Origin of the sequence: Aliirhizobium smilacinae (genome assembly GCF_006335145.1) — a bacterium.
Taxonomy (GTDB): domain Bacteria; phylum Pseudomonadota; class Alphaproteobacteria; order Rhizobiales; family Rhizobiaceae; genus Neorhizobium; species Neorhizobium smilacinae.
On sequence record NZ_VDMN01000010.1, the window covers coordinates 64750 to 83423 of the forward strand.

The following is an 18674-nucleotide window of genomic DNA, read 5'->3' on the forward strand; positions in this document are numbered from 1 at the left end:
ATGTGCAGTGTCTAGCCGGACAGGTCGAGTAGCCTCAGCTATCGGAGAGGCCCGGCCGACCAGCCCAATCCCAGCGTCGTCGTGGACGGAAAATGGGGCCAGCGATCTCATGCCGACCGGTCAGCGTGGCCAGGCAATTGCGCGGGCGCGCGGGGTCACAGCGTCTCGAGCGTTATGTCGGTCGGGAGCCGGTCGATGACTGCGGGTCGTGACCTGCCCATCCGGAACGAAGGACCGCACTCACGCAGACCTCGATGGGACTGGTGTGACCGAAGGACGCCTTCGTCTTGATCGCCTGGACCGCAACGCCCGTCCGCAACTTTCTTCCCCTGCGAACAGGTTCGCATTCCTCGCGCGACAAGAAAGCCGCTCCCGGCCGCCCTCCACTGACGTTTCGGCCCAAGGGTGCGGCGTCGATCGCCGTCGGTCTTGACACCGCCATCGAGGCCGCGGTGGGCGCGGCCCGAACACACCGGAAAAGGAACACGACAATGGCAGTCATCGGCGAATTCACCACCAACGGTAACAACTCCATCATTGGCAATGTTCGCACCCTCACCGTCAGCATGAAGGCCCGCCTGAACCCGATCGAACGCGTCTCGCGGGACGCCCCGGATTTCCGCATCACCGCCGGTAACGGCGTCGAGGTCGGGGCCGGCTGGAAGGCGGTCTCAACCGATGGTGAGCAATACATCTCGGTCAAACTCGACGACCCAAGCTTCAACGCACCGATCACCGCCGCCCTATGGCCGGGCGAGAAAGAAGGCGAGTACGCTCTCATCTGGAACCGGCCAAAGCGCGAAATCTGATCTTCGCAATGACGAGCCCCGCCGGAAAAGGCGGGGCTCGTCTTCTGTTGTCCTGGCCCTGGCATCGCGGCGAGACGAGCCCGCGTGCCCCTCTTTCCAACGGCTCGACGATTACGACACAAGGCGATTGGCCCAGTCGCCGTGCCATTGTCCAGCAGCTTGCCAGCTCGACGGGCTTTTGGGGCCACAGGAGAAACGAAAAGACCCGGCGCGATGTCGGGCTTTTCTCTGTCCGTCTGAAGACCTTATTTGTTGAGGGCGTCTTTCAGAGCCTTAGCCGGCGTGAAGGCCAGCTTTCTTGCTGCCGCCACCTTGATGGTCGCGCCTGTCGCCGGATTGCGGGCTTCACGCTCGGGCGTCGCTTTGACTTTGAACTTCCCAAACCCTGGCAGGCTCGTTTCGTTGCCTGCGACGGCGGCAGAAGTAATCGAGGCGATCACCGCCTCGACAATGGTCTTGGCCTGCGTCTTGGTCAAGCTATGGTCGGCAGCGATCTTGTCGGCAATTTCGTTTGTGGTCGTCATGGTCTTGTCTCCGCATCTTTGACCGCAAATTCCTTGCAGCGAAACTCCGGCGTGTCATTGGCGAAGTGCAGCACAAACGCCCAGAAATATGGCCTCTCCACAAGTTCTCGGCGCATAAACTCACTCGGGCGCATCTACCCGGCCGCGCACGTCGCCATGGGTGCCATACGGAGAGGGTATATCTGCTCAGTCTCTCCAAGGGTGCCATGAGCGATCGCGCCGCCTCAAGGTCGCGCGGCCCCTCCAATTTTGCCTCCGCTCCGGTTCCCTCCACTCCACCAAAATCGGCTCCTCCGCACGCCGGCTCCGCCGGTCGCTAACGCGAACCTTGACCCGACCCGACCCCTCATGACCGCAGGCGTCGTCATTCACGACGTCAAGGAGACGAAGATGCTTCTGGAACAACACATTGAAGAGCTGCGCCTGGAATTGAATGTGTCGGTCGACCCGGTCGAGCGCCGCGAACTCGAACTCGAACTCGAGCTGGCACGCGCCGAGCTTGCGGTAATCATCGCCGAACAGGACGGCCAGGTCTCGGCCGAGCCCCCCTTCTAAGGGAGGCTTTTGCCGTCCTGCCTTGCTCGGCCCGCCGGATCGACCGGCGCGCCGAGCACGAAGCATCGCTTCGCAATGGCGACACGCGGGTTCATTGACGTCAGGAACGTGCCCGGATGCATTGTCAGTTCCTCGAAACAGATTGGGGTCGATGGAAATGATAGAAACTCTTATGCTTGTTGCGCCCGGCGTTGCGCTCATGACAGTCGAGCGATCATACCTGATGTTGCCGCCGTGTTGGGCGATAACCGCGGCCACGCTTCTGGCGCAGAATGTCCAGGAACAGTGACACCGCCTCCTGCTCATTCTCGAAGATATGAAGCTTTGACTGCCCGCGTGACCCGATCCGACCCCATCGCCGTGTCAGGCAGGCGTGCCCGACCGGCGTCATCGAGATATCCATGGCGTAGTAGCGTGCCGTGTTTTTCAACGTATCGGAGCGTTCGACATAGAGCTGGTAAGGTTGCGAGATCATGCCGGCAGAATCGTGGATCTCACGTTCTCCGTCCAACGACTGTTCTGAATCGGTCGATAGGATTCGATTCATAATCGTGATGGATCGATGGGCGACGCAAGCGTTGATCTGGGCGAGCCGGCTACAGCCGGCCATGCTCTATTCGCGTCGCGCTGCGTCGCTCACGGAGCCCGCTCCGCGCTCTCCAGCTTCGGTGACGATCACTTCTCGCGGGATGAGACGGCCGGATCGACCTTCCGCCTCAGATGTCGGGGCGGTGGGTGTTCCGGTCAATTGTCACGTTGACAACAGCGCACTACTCATCTCGATAAATTACAACGACTGGATCAGTAACGTCAGGGGACTTATCCTCCCGAAGAGCCGTCTTAGGCGAAGCCGGATAAAGTTCAGCCGCATTGAGAACTAGTTCGTTTAGGGCGTTCTTACGCTCGATATCCTCAATGCGGCAGCGCTTCCATGTCTCTACGCCGTCCTGAATGGCTTCGCTTAGAGTGGCAAATTCGCCACTTTCGATGCTTTTACGGACAACTTGTAAATGTTCGCAGCTCAACGTGACTTTGACTTCCTCGTCTTGATGCACGATGAACCCCTCTATCGCTCTGCAGAGCGGGTCAACCCCCGCCCGGCCTTTCGGGCCGGTTGGCAGGCGCTGCCGCGACTTCGCCAAACAATACGGAGGAAATGCGCAGCCTGCGCTCCACCCTCATGCTTAGGGTATCCCCTCCAGATGCTCATCCCCTCCTGCGGTGTGCTCGCCGTCTCATCGCTCGCAGCCTTCGATGTCCGATCCCTGCGATCCGCTCATCCGGGTCGCTCGCGACGACGGCTCGCCTCAGCATCTTCTTCAGATCGGCAAAACACCGCGCTGTTCCTGCGACGCGGATCTGTGATGAGACACCTCCGATCGCTGTTGCTTCGTCTGACGACGCGCAACAGCATTTGCGTCCCGGGCACGATGTCTTGCCGACCTGAAGAAGATGGCAGGATAGGCTATTGGTATACCAATAGCCTTTTCGCCCGAGGGGCGAGTGCAAGGCGCAGCCTGTGGGGGCATCCGATGTCCTCGGACAACTTCCGATAAGGAGGGTGGGGAGCCATCTTTCTCTTTTATGAAAGATGGCAAAAACGCATCCGGCAGACGGAGGCGCAACTTGTCAGTTGCGGTCGGCGAATGCGTGATTGAGCGTATCGGCAAATCGGCGCCGTGCGCATTTACCGAATCGGTTTATGCGCGAATGCGTGAAGCGGCAAACAAGCGTTTCGGTGAACCGGTATAGATGCGAAATAGTGCATCGGCGGATAGGTGTATGAGCAAATGCGGCAATCGGTGAATAGGTGATTGTGCGCATAGACGGATCAGTGAGGCGCCTAGTTGCGACGTGTGCTCTGCTGGTTGCGGCCGCGATGTCCGAGTCCCGGTTCAATAGACCGAGAAACTCTCGCCCTGCTGGTAACCCGTCACGGTGCGGACCTCGGTAATGATCTTCTCCGCAAGGTGCCGCGCTGCCGGGGAAAGGGCACGATCCCGCAGTCGGATCAGTGACATTGCGCGCCGTATGTGTGGTTCTGTAAGCGTCATGACGCGAGCGTTGACTGGTGGGTGTTTCTCCAGCCTCGTGCTCGGCTGAACCGCGATCCCCAGCCCCGCCTCCGCCATCGCAATGATCGTTTCGGCCTGGATGAACTGGTACCGGCCTGGCCCCTCCAGTCCATTGCTTCGCAAAACCTCGTCGACGATCCTGCGCATCGCGGTCTGGGGGGCGGGCAGAAGCATTGGAAACTGAGCGATCTCCTGCCAAGTTATGCTGTCTCTCGATGGATCAACGAAGCGTGGATGGACGACTGCATGAAGTGGCTCGACCAGAATGGGGCTGAATTCGAAAGCGGGGTCCGTACCATGTGGACCGATGGCGAAATCGACTTCCTGCTGGCGCAATGCCGCATATAAATCCGTCGACGTCAGCTCTCGTATAGTGACCGCCACCTCCGGAAACTGGCTGACAAATTCCGTGAGAATTGGGGGAAGGTGGACCGAGGCCACGTGGGATGAGCTGGCAAGCGACAATTGTCCGCGTTTGAGATCCGCGGCTTCGCGAATTTCACGTAATCCATGCAGGATCTCAAAATGTGCCTTCCTCAGGCTTTCCTGCAACCTAGCGCCTTCTTCCGTCAATTTAACGCTACGTGTTGTTCGATCGAACAGCTTCACTTGAAGCTGTTCTTCCAATTGGCGGATTTGAACGCTGACGGCTGAATGGGCACGCTTCAGCTTCTCGCCGGCAAGACGGAAGCTTCCTTCGCTGGCGACGACGAGGAACGTCTGAAACAGTCGCAGATTGATGTCGTTGATCGTTTCCAATGGAGCTCCGATTGGTCTGTAGGAAGAACCAATCGGTATCATTATTATACTTGCTTCGCCACTGTCGCCGGGGTCTAGTTATCAAACCGCAATCGGGAAGGGGTTGTCGGTATCGGCTGGAGGGCCGAATTTCAAATCGGGAGGAAATCCATTGGACACTTACGAAGCTCACCAAGGCATGAAACGGCGTACGCTTCTCGGATGCGGAGCGGCCTTCGTCGCTGCACAATCGCTCACGCTAACTTCAGCCAGAGCTAATGCCTATCCTAGCGAGACAATCAATTACATCGTTGCCTTTGGCGTCGGAGGCGGCAGCGACATCGTCGCCCGCACCATGGCCAAGGTGATCAACGAAAAGAACCTCATCCCGGTCAAGATGCTGGTCGAAAACCGGCCGGGCGGTTCCGGCGCGGTCGGTTATTCCTATATCAGCTCCCGCAAGGGCAATCCCTATTATCTGGGCGGCGTCGGCGTCAGCTTCTTCACCACCCCGCTGCTCGGCAAGATGCCGTTGAGCTACAAGGACTTCACGCCGCTCGCAGCGATTGCCCGCTCGCCCTATATCCTCGCCGTACTGGCCGATTCCGAAATCAAGACGATCGACGACATCAAGACTGCCAAGGGGCTGACGATCGGCTCTGCCGGCGCCGTCTCCGACCCGGCACTTCTGTCGCATCTCCTCAACAAGCAGCTCGGCGCCTCGATCAAGGTCGTGCCCTATGACGGCGAAGGCGAGGTCATGGCGGCGGTTCTGGGCAAGCACCTCACCCTTCTGTTCGGCAATCCGAACGAAATCCTAGAACAGGTCAATGCCGGCAAGATGCGAGCGCTGGCCGTCACCTCGGCCGAGCGGATGGCATCGCTGCCGGACGTGCCGAGCTTCAAAGAACTGGGACATGATATCGTTCATACCCAGCTTCGCGGCATCATCATGCCCAAGGACGTTCCGGCCGACGCCGTCGCCTATTGGGAAGGCGTGATGAAGACGGTTTCCGACAGCCCGGAATGGCGCAGCCAGTATGTCGACCGCTTCAACGAGATACCGCTATTCCTCAACAGCAAGGAATTCGGCGAGGAGATCGTCGCGACGTCGCAGCGATACGAGACCCTGATGCGCGAACTCGGCCTGATCAAGTGAGACCGATGCCCCCCGGTCATGACCGGGGGGCATCGCCCAAGACAGGCTCCATTGCCGAAGGCTCAGGAGAAACAGCAGATGATACCTCTACGCTCATTCGACCTCGGCCTTTCGGCCATCCTCGCCCTGCTCGGCATCTATATCGCCTGGCAAGGGACCATGTTCGGTTATCAGGACGGTGCAGTGCCGGCCGCCGGTTTCTTCCCGGTGTGGATCGGGGCGGGACTGACGCTGTTCTCGGCGCTCAACCTCATCAAGGTCCTCCGGCAATCGGGTCTGCGCGGAACAGTCGACAGGATGGAAGTGGTCAGGGTGCTGCTCGTCAGCCTCGCGCTTGTCGGCTTCGTCCTCATGTCGGATGTCATCGGCATGCTGATCGCCTCCGTGCCGCTGATGATCGCCGTCGGCTGCATCTTCGGCGCACGCGATCGCCGGTCGCTCGCTGCGATCAGCGCGATCTCGGTCGGGATGGCCATAATTCTTTATCTCGTCTTCGGCGTGGTTCTGACCATTCCGCTGCTCTGATCCCCAAAAAGAGAATCCATCATGTTTGAATCATGGCATCTTCTTGCCGAGGGATTGGTCGCAGCCTCGCAACCCTCCGTTCTGATCGCGATCATGATCGGTGCGGTCATCGGCCTGTTCATCGGTGCGCTTCCCGGGCTGGGACCGACCGCCGGCGTGGCGATCCTGCTGCCGGTCGCGGTCAGCTTCGATGGGACGGCCGCGATCGCCGCCCTCGGCGCCGTTTATTACGGCGCGCAATATGGCGGCGCGGTCACCGCGATCCTGCTCGGGATCCCCGGCGACGCCTCTGCGACGATGACCGTCATCGACGGCCATAAGCTTGCCCGCAACGGCAAGGCGGGGGCCGCACTTGGCCTCAGCATTGCGGCCTCGTTCATCGGCGGCCTGATCGGCCTCATTCTTCTGACCGCCTTCGCGACGACGATCGCCCAGGCCGCCATTGCCTTCGGGCCGATCGAAATGACCGCGCTGATGATCTTCTCGCTGTCGCTCGTCAGCGTGCTCGGCGGCAAGGATCTCAACAAGGCGATGATGTCGCTGTTCGTCGGGCTTTTCATCGGCACGATCGGGCTCGACCCGATGGTCGGCCTGCCGCGGTTCGATTTCGGCGAAGTGCGGCTGTTCGACGGCATAGAATTTTCGATCATCGCGGTCGGCCTGTTCGGCCTTGCGGAAATGTATGCCACCCCGCCGTCGATCGGAAAGCCGGAGGAAAACAATCGCTTCTGCTTCCGCGAACTGCTGCCGGATATCCGCGGCACGCTGCGCTGCTGGCGGGAGCTGGGTTCCGGCTCGCTGATCGGCTTTTTCATCGGCATCCTACCAGGCGCAGGCGCCACCGCTGCCACGATGATCGCCTATGCCTTCGCCAAGCGCACATCCAAACATCCGGAGCGTTTCGGCAATGGCGCCATGGAAGGTGTCGCCGCGCCGGAAGCTGCCAACAACAGCGCCGCCTATGGCAATATGATCCCGATGTTCGCGCTCGGCATTCCCGGATCCGGCACGACCGCGGTCCTGATGGGTGGGCTGCTGATGATCGGGCTGCAGCCGGGGCCGATGCTGTTCCAGACCCAATCCGCCTTCGTCTGGACGATCTTCGGCAGCTTCTACATCGGCAACCTGGCGCTGGTGGCGATCACCATCGTGCTGACGCCGGTTCTGGCCACCTGCGCCTTCGTCCGCCCCAGCTACCTGTTTCCGGCCGTCATCGCGATCATCGCCTTCGGCATATTCGGCATCAATAACTCGATGTTCGAAGTGGTTCTGGTGATCGGCTTCGGCATTCTCGGCTACCTGATGATGAAGCTGGACTACCCGCCGGTGCCGCTGGTGCTCGGTATGATCCTCGGCCCGATCTTGGAGCGCGGCATCCGCCGCACGCTGGTGGCGTCGGATGGCGATATGTCGGTGTTCTTCAAGAGCCCGATCGCACTCGTCATCCTGCTCATCACCGTCGTCCTGCTCGTGGCGCCCTGGATCTTCCAGAAATCGCAGCCCAAGCCGGAGGCGACGATCGAACCGGACGCCACCAAGGTCCACTGAAAACGAAAGCGCAGGGCGATCTCGCCAAATACCCGGCGCGCGAGGCCGAAACCTTGCGCGTTCGACAGGAAACTCGAGCTGGTTCAGGCTCAGGACATAGAAAGAAGCGCCCTCGAGCGCTGACGAAAAGGGATTAGGTTACAATGGTCTATCATCATCTCTATGCACGGTTCGCCAAGGCCGACGAGGTGAAAGTCGGGATTATCGGCGCGGGAAACTACGGCACGGCCATCGTCACCCAGGCGCCCTATACGCCGCGCCTCAATGTCGTGGCGGTTGCCGATATCTCGCTTGCGGCGGCGCGCGGCGCCTATGAAAAGGGCGGCTACGACATGGCGCTCGTCGTCCAGGTGGAGACGGCGGAAGAGGCGCAGGCGCGGATCGCCGATGGCAAGTCGGTCTATACCGACAGGCCGGACATTATCGGTGCGATCCTGGCCGTCGATATCGTCTGCGAAAGCAGCGGCGTTCCCGAGGCAAGCGTGCGTTATGCCAGCCAGGCGATCGAAGCCGGCAAGCATGTCGCCATGGTCACCAAGGATTGCGACGTTGCGGTTGGGCCGATGCTGAAACGGCTCGCCAAGGATGCCGGCGTCATCTACACGCCCGTCGATGGCGACCAGCACGGGCTTCTGATCCAGTTCTACGAATGGGCGAAGTCGGTGGGCCTGACGGTGCTGTCCGGCGGCAAGGCGACCGATGGCGAGTTCGTCTACGACGAGGCGGCCGGGACGGTGACGATCAAGACCGACAAGAAGATCCACGCGCCTTACGTCGAGACGATCACCGTCGCCGAAGAAGACCGCAAATGGCTGGCGATGATCCCCGAAGGCAAGGCTTCGGAATTCGTTGCCCGCCGCAAGCAGATCCTGGCCCGCCTGCCGCAGCCGGGAGCCTACGACCTCTGCGAGATCACCGTAGCGGCGAACTATACGGGCATGACCCCGGCCGTCGATACGCTCATATACGCGGCGCTGCGCATTACCGAAATCCCGGTTGCCTATGCGGAAATCGAAAATGGCGGCCTGTTCGAACACGGCGACACGATCGATCTGGCCACCTGCCTCAGGCGGCCGGATGAATCCGGGCTCGGTGGCGGTGTGTTCCTGGTCGTCCGCTGCGACAACGCCTACTCGAACCATGTCCTGGTCACCAAGGGCCAGATCCCCAATTACGACGAGACGGCGGCCGTCATCTACCGGCCCTATCATCTGTGTGGCGTTGAGACATCGACCTCGCTGCTGATGGCAGGGCTGCTGGGCATCGATACCGGTTCGGACAACTATCTGCCGCGTTACGACCTCGTGAAGGTTGCGGCACGCGACATCAAGGCGGGCGAGATCTTCGGCAACGACCACAGCCCGATGCTGACCGCCCGCATTATCCCCGCAGTGCCGGTCAAGGCCGGCAACCCGGCCTGCGCGCATCTGCTGACCGGCAACCCGGCGGCAGTGGATATTCCGGCAGGAACGGTGGTCACCTACGACATGGTGGAGGAACCGCAGGGATCGGCGCTCTGGGCGATGCGGCGTCTTCAGGACCGGACGTTTCTCTGACCGCAGGCAGGACTGACCCATGACCGATGCTCCCCGCATATTCCTGTTCCACGCCACCCCGGTTGCGATGGATCCGGTCTGCGCCGCGATGAAAAGCCTCTGGCAGCAGGCGGAAGCCGTCAATCTCCTGGATGAAAGCCTGTCGCTCGACCGGGCCCGGGAGGGCGCCGAGCTATCCGAACCCTTGACGCGACGGTTCATCACCCTCGGGCGTCAGGCAATCGAGGGTTCGGCCGACGGTATCCTGATCACCTGTTCCGCGTTCGGCCCGGCGATCAAACGCCTGTCGGCTGAGGTTGCAGTCCCGGTGCTTATGCCAAACGAGGCGATGTTTCGTGAAGCCCTTTCGTTGGGCCAGAATATCGGCATGATCGCGACCTTCGAACCGGCAATTGCGACGATGGAGGATGAATTTCGCGACTTCTCGGCACAGGCCGGCAGCAAGACGCGGCTGACTACGGTCCTTGCGCGTGGCGCGATCGAAAGCCTGCGCCGGGGCGATGTCGCGGATCACAACCGCCGCGTTGCCGAGGCGGCAGAAAGTCTTGCTTCCTGCGACGCGATCATGCTCGCGCATTTTTCGACCTCGCGGGCTACGGAAGCCGTTCGCGCCGCAGTCAAGACGAGTGTGCTGACCGCGCCGGAAAGCGCCGTGGCGAGAATGAAACAACTGGTCGAAGCCAAGGAGACGTGAACCGATGCTGCTCGGCGTAATCGCAGACGATTTTACCGGGGCCGGAGATATTGCCAATACGCTGGCAAAGGGACTGCCCGGCCAGGGCGGGCTGGCCGTGACACAATATTTCGGCATCCCGTCATCTCCGGCCGCAGCCGCTGTGGAGGCCGGGGTGATCTCGCTGAAGACACGCTCGGCCCCGATCGGCGAGGCCATCGCCCAAGCGCTGGCGGCGCTTGAGTGGCTGCAGACGCAAGGCTGCGTGCAATACGTCTTCAAATATTGCTCGACATTCGATTCCACGCCGGAAGGCAATATCGGCCCGGTGGGCGAGGCGATCGCCGGCGCGCTCGGCGTCAAGGGTGTGATTGCCTGCCCGGCCTTTCCGACTGTCGGACGTACGGTGCATCAGGGGCATCTCTTCGTCCATGACAGACTGCTGAGCGAATCCAGCATGCGTCACCATCCCCTGACACCGATGCCGGACCCCGATATCCGCCGCTGGCTTGCCCGCCAGACCAATGATCCGGTCGGCCTTGTGACGGTTGCAACGGTCAGGGCCGGCAGCGCCGCGGTTCGGGATGCGCTCGATGTCGCAGCGGGTGGCGGACAGACCCTGGTAATCTGCGACGCGGCAGTCGACGAGGACCTCGTTACCCTGGGCACGGCCGCTGCCGGCATGCCGTTTCTGACCGGCGGTTCGGGCATCGCCATCGGCCTGCCGGCCAATTTCATCCGCAGCGGACTGGCCCGTGGTGGCGTCTCGCATTTTTCCGGCGTCGACGGACCGGAAGCGATCCTCGCCGGAAGCTGCTCGACAGCCACCCGCCAGCAAATTGCGATACATGCAAAGAACCATCCGGTTCTGGCGCTCGACGTGGACGCCATCATGGCCGGCCGGCTCGGCGTGGCGGAGATTCTGGATTTCGTGACCGGACATCATGGACAGGCACCGCTCGTCTATTCCTCTGATGATCCGTCGGATGTCGAGGAGTTGCAGCGCCGCTACGGTCGCGAGAAGCTTGCCCGCACGCTTGACGGGCTGTTTGCCGACACGGCGCGCGAGCTGGTGAAGAATGGGGTTCGCAGGCTCGTCGTCGCCGGCGGGGAGACGTCCGGAGCGGTCGCCCAGGCGCTTGGCCTGGGAGCTCTCGACATCGGCCCCGAAATCGATCCGGGCGTGCCTATCCTGGCCGGGCCTAATAGGGATATTGCTCTTGCGCTCAAATCCGGCAATTTCGGCGCGCCTGACTTTTTCGAGAAGGCGCTCAAGTTTCTGAAAGGCGATGTTACCCATGAGCGAAGATAGTCTTCGATCTGAAATCGTGAAGGTCGGATCCCTGCTCTACATGCGCGGCCTTGCCCATGGCAGCGCCGGCAATCTGTCGGTGCGCCTCGACGACGGCTCGATCCTGGTCACCCCGACCAATTCGTCACTCGGCTTTCTCGCGCCGGAGCAGATCTCGAAAGTGTCGCCTGCCGGCACCCATATCGCCGGCGATCCACCCTCAAAGGAGGCGTTTTTCCACCTTGCCGTCTATGAGGAACGGCCAACCGCAAAGGCGATCGTGCATCTGCATTCCACCCATGCGGTCGCGGTATCCTGCCTCTGCCACGACAACAGCGCCGATGTCCTGCCGCCGCTGACGGCCTATCAGGTGATGCGGGTCGGTCGCCTGCCACTCATCCCCTATTACAGGCCCGGCGACCGGAAACTGGCGGATGCTGTGCGCGGGCTTGCGGGTGAACACAAAGCGATGCTGCTTGCCAATCACGGCCCCATCGTGTCGGGTAAGTCTCTCCAGGACGCCGTGCACGCCTACGAGGAACTGGAGGAAACGGCAAAGCTCTTCTTCCTGGTCGGCAATCGCCCCGTCTCGCTTCTGACCTGCGAGGCGATCACCGAATTGAACGACGTCTTTCCAAGCTGAAGCGGATCGGAAAAGGAAACCCCTCTGGATCAATGGCTCGTGCTTCTGAGCGTCGCTCTGGCCGCAGGCGCGCTGAGCGGACTGGTTGGCACAGGAGCCAGCCTTCTGCTCCTACCGGTCCTGGTGCCGATGTTCGGCGCGGTCGAGGCGATCCCGATCATGGCGGTGGCGGGTTTTCTCGCCAATCTGTCGCGGGCACTGGCCTGGTGGCGTTCGATCGCCTGGAACGCGGTGCTCGCCTACGCGCTGCCCGGCATGCCGGCGGCGGCGCTCGGCGCCTATACGCTCATCCACCTTCCGGCGGGATGGCCGGAAGCGATGCTCGGCCTGTTCATCATGGCGCTAGTGCCGATCCGCCGCATGGCCATTGCCAGATTTTCGACGGCGGGTATCGGCCATCTGGCACTGACCGGCGCCGTGGTCGGCTTCCTGACCGGGATATTCCTGTCGACGGGTCCGCTGAGCGTCCCGGCATTCCTGGCCTTCGGCCTTGTGCGCGGCGCCTTCATCGCAACGGAAGCGGCCGCGTCGCTCCTCGTGCAGGCTGCCAAGATCGTCAGCTTCCGGGAATTCGGCGCCATAACGGTAACAACCATGATGCGGGGCGTCGTCATCGGCGGTGCACTGATGGCAGGGACGTTCCTGGTCCGTCCCCTCGCGGCGAGCCTTGGCGATCATCATTTCAGGACGATGATGGATGTCGTGACGCTCGTGTCAGGTGCTTGGCTTCTGGCATTAGGTCTTGGCCATCTGCATTAAGACGTGTCGCATCTTCGCAACGGTAGGGCAGAAGCATGCTTTCCCATGAACCTGTGAAAACCGGCGAAAACCATGCAAGCGGGCAAAGACGGCTGCAAAAACAAGACAGTAGCGTGAAGGTTTTTGCGAGATGCGCTTGGCGCCGTAGAATCGATCTAAACTATTGAGGTTGAAAGGCTTCCACGACTTTCGCAGCATAGAAAGCCGCCGAATTGGCTGAATATCGAGCCGTACTCGGAAACGAAAAAACTCCACCGACATCATCGAGCGGGGTTTCGTTTGTCTGCTGTTCAGTTATTCGGAAAAGGAGCAGACGACGATACAGGAAAGAACGCGGTCAATAGCTTCTCCTTAAAATAACCGTCCTAAAGTCGGTAGCGCCGCTCGATACGGTGGAGGACGTCGAGACTCGCAACTGATCGGGGCACACGCTCGCCCTGGATCCAGGTTAGCAGCGTCTTATGGTCGAAGGTCTCATTGAGATGAACATTGGCGCGGTAGAGCTGCCAATAGGTGTCGCCGAACCGACGCATATGATAGACCAGTGCATCCTGAAAGCTCGCCGGATCCTCCGTCGCTTCGAATACTGGGGCTGGGGGTGGACTGATTGGCTTCGGTGCAGGCCCGCGCGCCGCGGATGCAGGTCGGACAAACGTGCCCTCGGCCGCCGGGCGTTGCGGTTTTCTGGTTGAGGATGCGGAAGCTACCTTCTTTGCAGGCACTATTTTGTTCGGGCGGGTCTTTGGCTTTTGGGATCGTCGCTCTTCGGCTGCCGGTGGTGCCCCGAGCCATCGAATGATTGCATCCAAGCTTGGCCGGAGCTGCTTTTTCAGTTCGGCAGTCAGCTCGGGTTCGATCCTGCAGACCTGACCAATTGTCGTCCAGTCGATATGGCCATTCAGGAGGGGTGGCGGTTTCCGGTAGATGATCAGGCTGACCAAGTAAGGTTGGATATTCTCCAGCACCCTCCCGGAGCCGATGGGAGCAATGCGTAGCTCGCAGAATTCCGATATCTTTCGCTGAAAATGACGTGATGCAATGTCGTTTTTGGTCATGCTCATTCCGTTTCTCTCGGCGCTATTGCCGAGGGCGAGCGGGAATATGAGGGGAGCTTTAAGAAAGGATGTATCAGATTTCTGACCGTGCAGAGACGTCCGATTTGACAATCTCCTTCCTGTTTTTCGCTTGGAGATTGTGGAACGCTTGTAGGTTGGTCGATGCACAGGGTTATGTCTCTACCCTTTCGCAGAGGGGTTAAGCCTGATATACCGTATTTCGAAAAAGGTATAACCCGCTGGGATCACGATGAAAAAGATCGATCTCGTCTATCAGACAATGCTGGCGGAGCTGGGACAACGGTCAATGGACGCCGCTTGGACTGCTGACTTTCCACCAGAAGGCCGCTTTCAGCGCGTGGTGGTCAAGGAAAGAAGCTACTGGTACTTCGACTTACCGGATGGTTCCGGTGGTAAATCCCGGCGCTATGTCGGTCCTGCAGAAGATGATGAGATCACGCGCCGCGTCGAGACACATCAGCGGCAGAAAGATGATCTTCTAGCACGGCGGCGGATGGTAAGCAGTCTCACTCGTGAAGGCGGGATGATTGCACCGGATACGATGTCAGGAGCGATCGTGGAAGCGCTCGCATCCGGCGGCCTATTTCGGCTCCGTGGTGTGCTCATCGGCACGGTCGCGTTCCAAACCTATGCGGGCTTGCTTGGCGTTCGATTGCCAGCGGCGGCAATTCTGACCGGCGATGCCGATATCGCCCAGGATTACGCAATCTCTCGCGAGGTCGAAGACACGCTTCCTCCCATCGTTGATCTCCTTCAGAACGTTGATCCAAGTTTTCGGCCGGTTCCCCACCGATCAGGTTCGATTGCCTCGTCCGCCTTCCAGAATGCAACCGGATATCGTGTAGAATTCCTAACTTCGAACCGGGGATCTAATGGCTACATCGACCAACCCGCAAGCATGCCTGCTCTTGGTGGCGCGAGTGCGGATCCACTCCGGTTTCTCGATTTCCTGATCAAAGATCCTTTACGAACGATCCTGTTGCACAAGAGCGGCGTCCCTGTGACTGTTCCAGACCCAGCCCGATATGCGGTGCATAAAATGATCGTGGCCACGAGACGAAGGACGGACGGGCTGAGTGCGGTTAAACGCGACAAAGATATCCGCCAAGCCGAGGTCCTTTTCGAAGCTCTTTATGAGACCCGCAGGGCGTCCGATTTTGCGATTGTGTTCGAGGAAGCGTGGCAACGTGGGCCGGCGTGGCAAGAGGCTCTTCAGAAAGCGGCAAACAGCATGTTGTCTGCGGAAGGCCAAGATGCGCTTAACCGGATCAGGAGACAGGGCAACATGGAGATCGGTTTAGACCCGCCGGAGGACATCCCTTTGGGCACTTAGAAGTCGGTTACAGGTACGGATCCAAAATGGGGTCAGAACAAGAGCAGTTCGAAATCGTACGCGGCCTTTATCAACCAAAAACAGCGAAAGCCTTGTAGTTGCGGGCCTATCATGCGATTCTTCGAGTGTTCCCGAAGGAGATGTCCATGTCCGAAACCATACCCGCGGTGCTTTCCGACATTCGAACAATTGACGACATGATCGCTGCGTTCCAGGACGAAGAGCAATGCCGTCGCCTTTTGGAAAGCATGGTTTGGCGAAATGGCAGGATCTGCCCGGCTTGCGGTTACAAACGTTCTATTGCGATAGCTGGCCGGGATACGGGCAGGGGTCGCGCGAGGCCCGGTCTCTATCAGTGCTCTAGCGGCGATTGCCGCTTCCAGTTCACTGTGACGGCGCGTACGCCCTTGCACGCTACAAAGCTTCCCTTGCGTACGTGGCTCAAGGGGATGTGGTTGCTGCTCCAGTCTGACAAAGGCTTGTCCTCGGTTCGTCTTGCTGAGGCACTGGGCGTGAGCCAGCCAACGGCCTGGCGTATGGGCCATGCGTTGCGTCTGATGGTGGCGCGTGAACACATGCTCAACGGCACGGTGGAAGTGGATCATTTCTATCTTGGTCGTAGGCCAGACCGGAAACCCGATGACCCGCCACCCGGAAGAGGCCGTAAGGGGCAGGCCAAGACGCAGAAGACGCCGGTCATGGCGATCGTGCAGCGCCCGGCAGACATCACCCCCGGCTCATCGGCAGGACATGCCCGTGCCGCCGTTGTCTCAGGCCTTTCCTTGAGTGCCGCCGTGCGTGCCGTCGCTCCGCAGGTAGAGCTTCATGCACATTTGATGAGCGATGAGGCAAAGGCATTCGTAGCTATGGGCGAGTGCTTTGCCGCGCATGAGACGGTCAATCATTCCAACGGCGAATATGTTCGCGATTCCGTCCATGTCAATTCAGCCGAAGGGTTCAATGCGCGGGTTCGCCGAACCATCGCCGGCGTTTTTCATCATATCAGCCCAGAACTTGCGAACCTGTATTTTCACGAAATGGGCTTTCGCTGGTCCCAGCGCGTCGTTACGGGTCAAGTGATCCGCAAAAGTCGAAGTGGCAAGGAAAGTACGAAGACGCTCTGGTCAAGAATCCCGCCTGCTTTACAATTGCAGCAGGTTTTTCGCGCTGCTGTTGGCCGCCAAATGCGCCGCAGCCATGACGGAGGCATCATCATCAAATCTGCCGTAGCTGTCTTTGGTTGATAAAGGCGGCGTACGATTTCGGACTGCTCTTGTTCCGACCCCGTGTAAGAAGCTTGACCATTGAGGATGCACGTGGCTCGCCTCGTTTCCATGCAATCAAAGCCCGGATCAGCGTTTCACCATCGGTGCGATCGGTTTTAGCCCGCCGATGCCGGCGCGGCACTGCAATCGATGCTGCTTCTACAATGTGGCTCTCGATCCAGGCTTCCCCACTCAGGACCCGCCCTAACCAGAAGCCATCAAGCCCCGGCCTCTTGGATCACTACCAATGGATAAAGCATATTCGTTCGACGTTTTGCCTTCTCGCGAAGCATTGCAAAACATGCAAATAAGCCGGCGAGATCACCTCCATTGATGGTGTGGCGGGACATCTTTTCGCGACAAGGTGATAGAGCTGTCACCAGCCAGGTTGACTTGCTCAGTTCCAACGAGACGAAAATTGCGCCACGATCGACGAGAGTAGCGGTCTGCGCTTGAGATTGATCTGCTGTTATCGGCATGGTTGGCCTCCAGAGAATTTTCTAGCGACCTCACCCTGCCACGGTGCTGGCCGCTACTCACCCCTGATGGGATCTTAAGGCCTGAACCTTCTCGACACCTATTGAGGAAACAGTCTGTCGTGATCCAATGGTTAGCGGTCCCCAAAACTTCAAACTCGTTCCAGTCAAATTCCTAACCGTGCGCGAGATTCTTTAGATGGAACGTTTCATAACAGGCGATTTTGCGACGCATATATTTTGCTGCATTCGCGAATAATATTGAGTTCCGAAGTTTTGAAACTTGCATAATATCTTGATATGTATGGAATAAATAGGGCGACGCATGTGAAGATTTCCTGGACAAAATTTTATGAAACGTTTTATTGACGTATGTTTCTGTCGCGGATATCGTTTGTCCTGCGAGCGCAAGATGCCAGCGACTTGGGAGTGGTTGCTGGAAGTCAAAGAGTGAGGATCTGCGCTGTCGCCGTCTTTGGGAGGAGATTGATAATGTCGTTTCGCTTGGGCCGCCTTTTGGGCGGGACTGCCTTTGTTTCACTGATTCTAGCCAGCGCCTCATCGGCGTGCGAGCTGAAGATCGGATCACCTTCGGTCCTGTCCGGACCGGCCGCCCAGTGGGGCATTGCCCTTCGAGGAGCCGTCGAGTTCGCCGCAAAGGAGGCGACCGAGGAAAAGCTGATCACTATAGATGGAGAAGCCTGCACCGTCAGCACCAGCGTGATCGATTCGAAATACACCGCGGAAGGCGCCGCGTCGGCTATGAACCAACTTGCAGCGCAGGGCATCAAAGTGATCGTCGGAGGCGTAGGCTCGCCTGAAGTGACGGGCCTGAAACCGGTCGCAACGCGCAATCGCATGGTCGCGATGGTCAACAGTTTTGCAAAGAACTCGATTGGCCCGCAATGGCCGAATGTTTTCCACATTGGGCCCGGACCTTCCGGCTGGGCGGGGCCGATCATCGATGCGGGCCGCGAGCGCTTCAAGTTCGACAGCGTGGCGATCGTAGCGCCGAACGATCAGGGCGGCACCGATGTTGCCGGGGTAAACGGTGACATCTTCAAGGAGAAGGGCGTTAACGTCACCCAGGAATATTACCAGCGCGGAACAACCAATTTTGCGCCGATCGTTACCCGCGTGATGAATGCCAATCCCGGTGCGCTCGATCTTGCCTCTTCGCCTGCGGGCGATGCAGGGATTATCGTAAAGCAGCTCCGTCAAGCTGGATTTGAGGGGCCGATTTTCCGCCTCGGCGGGCCGGGCTTTGACGAGATCGCCCGTGTTGCAGGCGGCGTCGATGTGCTGAAAGATTTTCTCTGGTACGAGCCGATCTACATGGACGAGAACATGAAGGCTCTCGAGGAAAAATACCAGAAGCTGATGGGATCGCCACGGCCGGAAAACAGTGATTTCTTCCGTTGGACATTTGCTGCCCGTATGATGATCAAGGCCGTCGCTGCGGCCGGGACCGTCGACGATCCTCGAAAGATTGCCGACGCCATGCGGGCCCTGCCGGTTGAGGATGCAAACATCGGCAAGGGGCATTGGATCGGCCAATCCTTCTTCGGCATCAATCAGGAAATGTCATACCCGTTCGCCATCGGCATCGTTCAGAATGGCCAGAAACAGCCCTACCTGCGCGCGGAAGCGGTCAGCGAAAAATAAGGGA

General features: G+C 59.5%; 17 protein-coding genes and 2 pseudogenes. 13 read left to right on the forward strand and 6 right to left on the reverse strand.

Annotated elements, in window-relative coordinates; all coding sequences use genetic code 11:
• The first annotated feature begins 491 nt into the window (after positions 1 to 491).
• Entirely contained in the window at positions 492 to 809 is a 318-nt protein-coding gene (locus FHP24_RS26840; RefSeq protein WP_180356149.1) for a DUF736 domain-containing protein, read from the forward strand.
• A 245-nt stretch (positions 810 to 1054) separates the two neighbouring features.
• On the opposite strand, the gene FHP24_RS26845 is transcribed toward FHP24_RS26840, so the two are convergent.
• On the reverse strand, positions 1055 to 1333 hold the full coding sequence (locus FHP24_RS26845) for an HU family DNA-binding protein (RefSeq protein WP_139679322.1): 279 nt from the start codon (positions 1331 to 1333) through the stop codon (positions 1055 to 1057).
• A 390-nt stretch (positions 1334 to 1723) separates the two neighbouring features.
• Here FHP24_RS26845 and FHP24_RS28890 point away from each other — a divergent pair, with 390 nt between their 5' ends.
• Positions 1724 to 1888: a hypothetical protein gene (locus FHP24_RS28890; RefSeq protein WP_180356142.1), complete on the forward strand. Its 165-nt coding sequence runs from the start codon at positions 1724 to 1726 to the stop codon at positions 1886 to 1888.
• A 214-nt stretch (positions 1889 to 2102) separates the two neighbouring features.
• Here the strand turns inward: FHP24_RS28890 and FHP24_RS26850 are convergent, their stop codons facing one another.
• From FHP24_RS26850 to FHP24_RS26860, 3 genes are all read right to left on the reverse strand, one after another.
• A complete protein-coding gene (locus FHP24_RS26850; RefSeq protein ID WP_342782364.1) occupies positions 2103 to 2399 on the reverse strand; it encodes a WGR domain-containing protein in 297 nt (98 codons plus the stop codon).
• A 259-nt stretch (positions 2400 to 2658) separates the two neighbouring features.
• Positions 2659 to 2943, reverse strand: coding sequence for a hypothetical protein (locus tag FHP24_RS26855; protein ID WP_139679324.1), 285 nt, complete (start codon positions 2941 to 2943; stop codon positions 2659 to 2661).
• Positions 2944 to 3783: 840 nt separating this feature from the next.
• A complete protein-coding gene (locus FHP24_RS26860) occupies positions 3784 to 4722 on the reverse strand; it encodes a LysR family transcriptional regulator (RefSeq protein WP_180356143.1) in 939 nt (312 codons plus the stop codon).
• A gap of 151 nt (positions 4723 to 4873) precedes the next feature.
• On the opposite strand from FHP24_RS26860, the gene FHP24_RS26865 reads away from it, so the two are divergent.
• From FHP24_RS26865 to FHP24_RS26900, 8 genes are all read left to right on the forward strand, one after another.
• Positions 4874 to 5860 (forward strand): Bug family tripartite tricarboxylate transporter substrate binding protein, encoded by a 987-nt coding sequence (locus tag FHP24_RS26865; RefSeq protein WP_246091962.1) that lies wholly within the window; start codon positions 4874 to 4876, stop codon positions 5858 to 5860.
• Positions 5861 to 5938: 78 nt separating this feature from the next.
• Positions 5939 to 6385, forward strand: a complete 447-nt coding sequence (locus FHP24_RS26870) for a tripartite tricarboxylate transporter TctB family protein (protein ID WP_180356144.1) — start codon at positions 5939 to 5941, stop codon at positions 6383 to 6385.
• 21 nt (positions 6386 to 6406) lie between these two features.
• Positions 6407 to 7933 carry a tripartite tricarboxylate transporter permease gene (locus tag FHP24_RS26875; RefSeq protein ID WP_139679327.1) on the forward strand — a complete coding sequence of 509 codons (1527 nt, stop codon included), beginning with the start codon at positions 6407 to 6409 and terminating at the stop codon, positions 7931 to 7933.
• A 143-nt stretch (positions 7934 to 8076) separates the two neighbouring features.
• On the forward strand, positions 8077 to 9489 hold the full coding sequence (locus FHP24_RS26880) for an NAD(P)H-dependent oxidoreductase (protein ID WP_139679328.1): 1413 nt from the start codon (positions 8077 to 8079) through the stop codon (positions 9487 to 9489).
• A gap of 19 nt (positions 9490 to 9508) precedes the next feature.
• A complete protein-coding gene (locus FHP24_RS26885) occupies positions 9509 to 10183 on the forward strand; it encodes an aspartate/glutamate racemase family protein (RefSeq protein WP_139679329.1) in 675 nt (224 codons plus the stop codon).
• A 4-nt stretch (positions 10184 to 10187) separates the two neighbouring features.
• Positions 10188 to 11474 (forward strand): 3-oxo-tetronate kinase, encoded by a 1287-nt coding sequence (gene otnK / locus FHP24_RS26890; RefSeq protein WP_139679330.1) that lies wholly within the window; start codon positions 10188 to 10190, stop codon positions 11472 to 11474.
• Complete coding sequence (otnC, locus tag FHP24_RS26895; RefSeq protein ID WP_139679331.1) at positions 11461 to 12096, forward strand: 3-oxo-tetronate 4-phosphate decarboxylase; 636 nt, start codon at positions 11461 to 11463, stop codon at positions 12094 to 12096. Before otnK ends, otnC begins: the two co-directional genes overlap by 14 nt.
• A 39-nt stretch (positions 12097 to 12135) precedes the next feature.
• Positions 12136 to 12855: a sulfite exporter TauE/SafE family protein gene (locus FHP24_RS26900; protein ID WP_246091963.1), complete on the forward strand. Its 720-nt coding sequence runs from the start codon at positions 12136 to 12138 to the stop codon at positions 12853 to 12855.
• Positions 12856 to 13223: 368 nt separating this feature from the next.
• On the opposite strand, the pseudogene FHP24_RS26905 reads toward FHP24_RS26900, so the two are convergent.
• Positions 13224 to 13916 (reverse strand): annotated as a pseudogene (locus FHP24_RS26905) (hypothetical protein); the annotation flags it as partial.
• Between the two features lie 244 nt (positions 13917 to 14160).
• Between FHP24_RS26905 and FHP24_RS26910 the strand changes: the two are divergent.
• Entirely contained in the window at positions 14161 to 15264 is a 1104-nt protein-coding gene (locus FHP24_RS26910; RefSeq protein ID WP_139679333.1) for a nucleotidyltransferase family protein, read from the forward strand.
• A 146-nt stretch (positions 15265 to 15410) separates the two neighbouring features.
• A complete protein-coding gene (locus FHP24_RS26915) occupies positions 15411 to 16508 on the forward strand; it encodes an IS1595 family transposase (protein WP_139679334.1) in 1098 nt (365 codons plus the stop codon).
• 52 nt (positions 16509 to 16560) lie between these two features.
• On the opposite strand, the pseudogene FHP24_RS26920 reads toward FHP24_RS26915, so the two are convergent.
• Positions 16561 to 17008: pseudogene (locus FHP24_RS26920) on the reverse strand (IS110 family transposase); the annotation flags it as partial.
• A 489-nt stretch (positions 17009 to 17497) separates the two neighbouring features.
• On the opposite strand from FHP24_RS26920, the gene FHP24_RS26925 reads away from it, so the two are divergent.
• Positions 17498 to 18670 carry an ABC transporter substrate-binding protein gene (locus FHP24_RS26925; RefSeq protein WP_139679335.1) on the forward strand — a complete coding sequence of 391 codons (1173 nt, stop codon included), beginning with the start codon at positions 17498 to 17500 and terminating at the stop codon, positions 18668 to 18670.
• Positions 18671 to 18674: the final 4 nt, after the last annotated feature.

Bases quoted from the DNA above. Each gene is read 5' to 3' on its own strand.
- FHP24_RS26840 (WP_180356149.1), top strand. From the start codon at position 492: ATGGCAGTCATCGGCGAATTCACCACCAACGGTAACAACTCCATCATT.
- FHP24_RS26845 (WP_139679322.1), bottom strand. From the start codon at position 1,333: ATGACGACCACAAACGAAATTGCCGACAAGATCGCTGCCGACCATAGC.
- FHP24_RS28890 (WP_180356142.1), top strand. From the start codon at position 1,724: ATGCTTCTGGAACAACACATTGAAGAGCTGCGCCTGGAATTGAATGTG.
- FHP24_RS26870 (WP_180356144.1), top strand. From the start codon at position 5,939: ATGATACCTCTACGCTCATTCGACCTCGGCCTTTCGGCCATCCTCGCC.
- FHP24_RS26875 (WP_139679327.1), top strand. From the start codon at position 6,407: ATGTTTGAATCATGGCATCTTCTTGCCGAGGGATTGGTCGCAGCCTCG.
- FHP24_RS26880 (WP_139679328.1), top strand. From the start codon at position 8,077: ATGGTCTATCATCATCTCTATGCACGGTTCGCCAAGGCCGACGAGGTG.
- FHP24_RS26885 (WP_139679329.1), top strand. From the start codon at position 9,509: ATGACCGATGCTCCCCGCATATTCCTGTTCCACGCCACCCCGGTTGCG.
- otnK (WP_139679330.1), top strand. From the start codon at position 10,188: ATGCTGCTCGGCGTAATCGCAGACGATTTTACCGGGGCCGGAGATATT.
- otnC (WP_139679331.1), top strand. From the start codon at position 11,461: ATGAGCGAAGATAGTCTTCGATCTGAAATCGTGAAGGTCGGATCCCTG.
- FHP24_RS26910 (WP_139679333.1), top strand. From the start codon at position 14,161: ATGAAAAAGATCGATCTCGTCTATCAGACAATGCTGGCGGAGCTGGGA.
- FHP24_RS26915 (WP_139679334.1), top strand. From the start codon at position 15,411: ATGTCCGAAACCATACCCGCGGTGCTTTCCGACATTCGAACAATTGAC.
- FHP24_RS26925 (WP_139679335.1), top strand. From the start codon at position 17,498: ATGTCGTTTCGCTTGGGCCGCCTTTTGGGCGGGACTGCCTTTGTTTCA.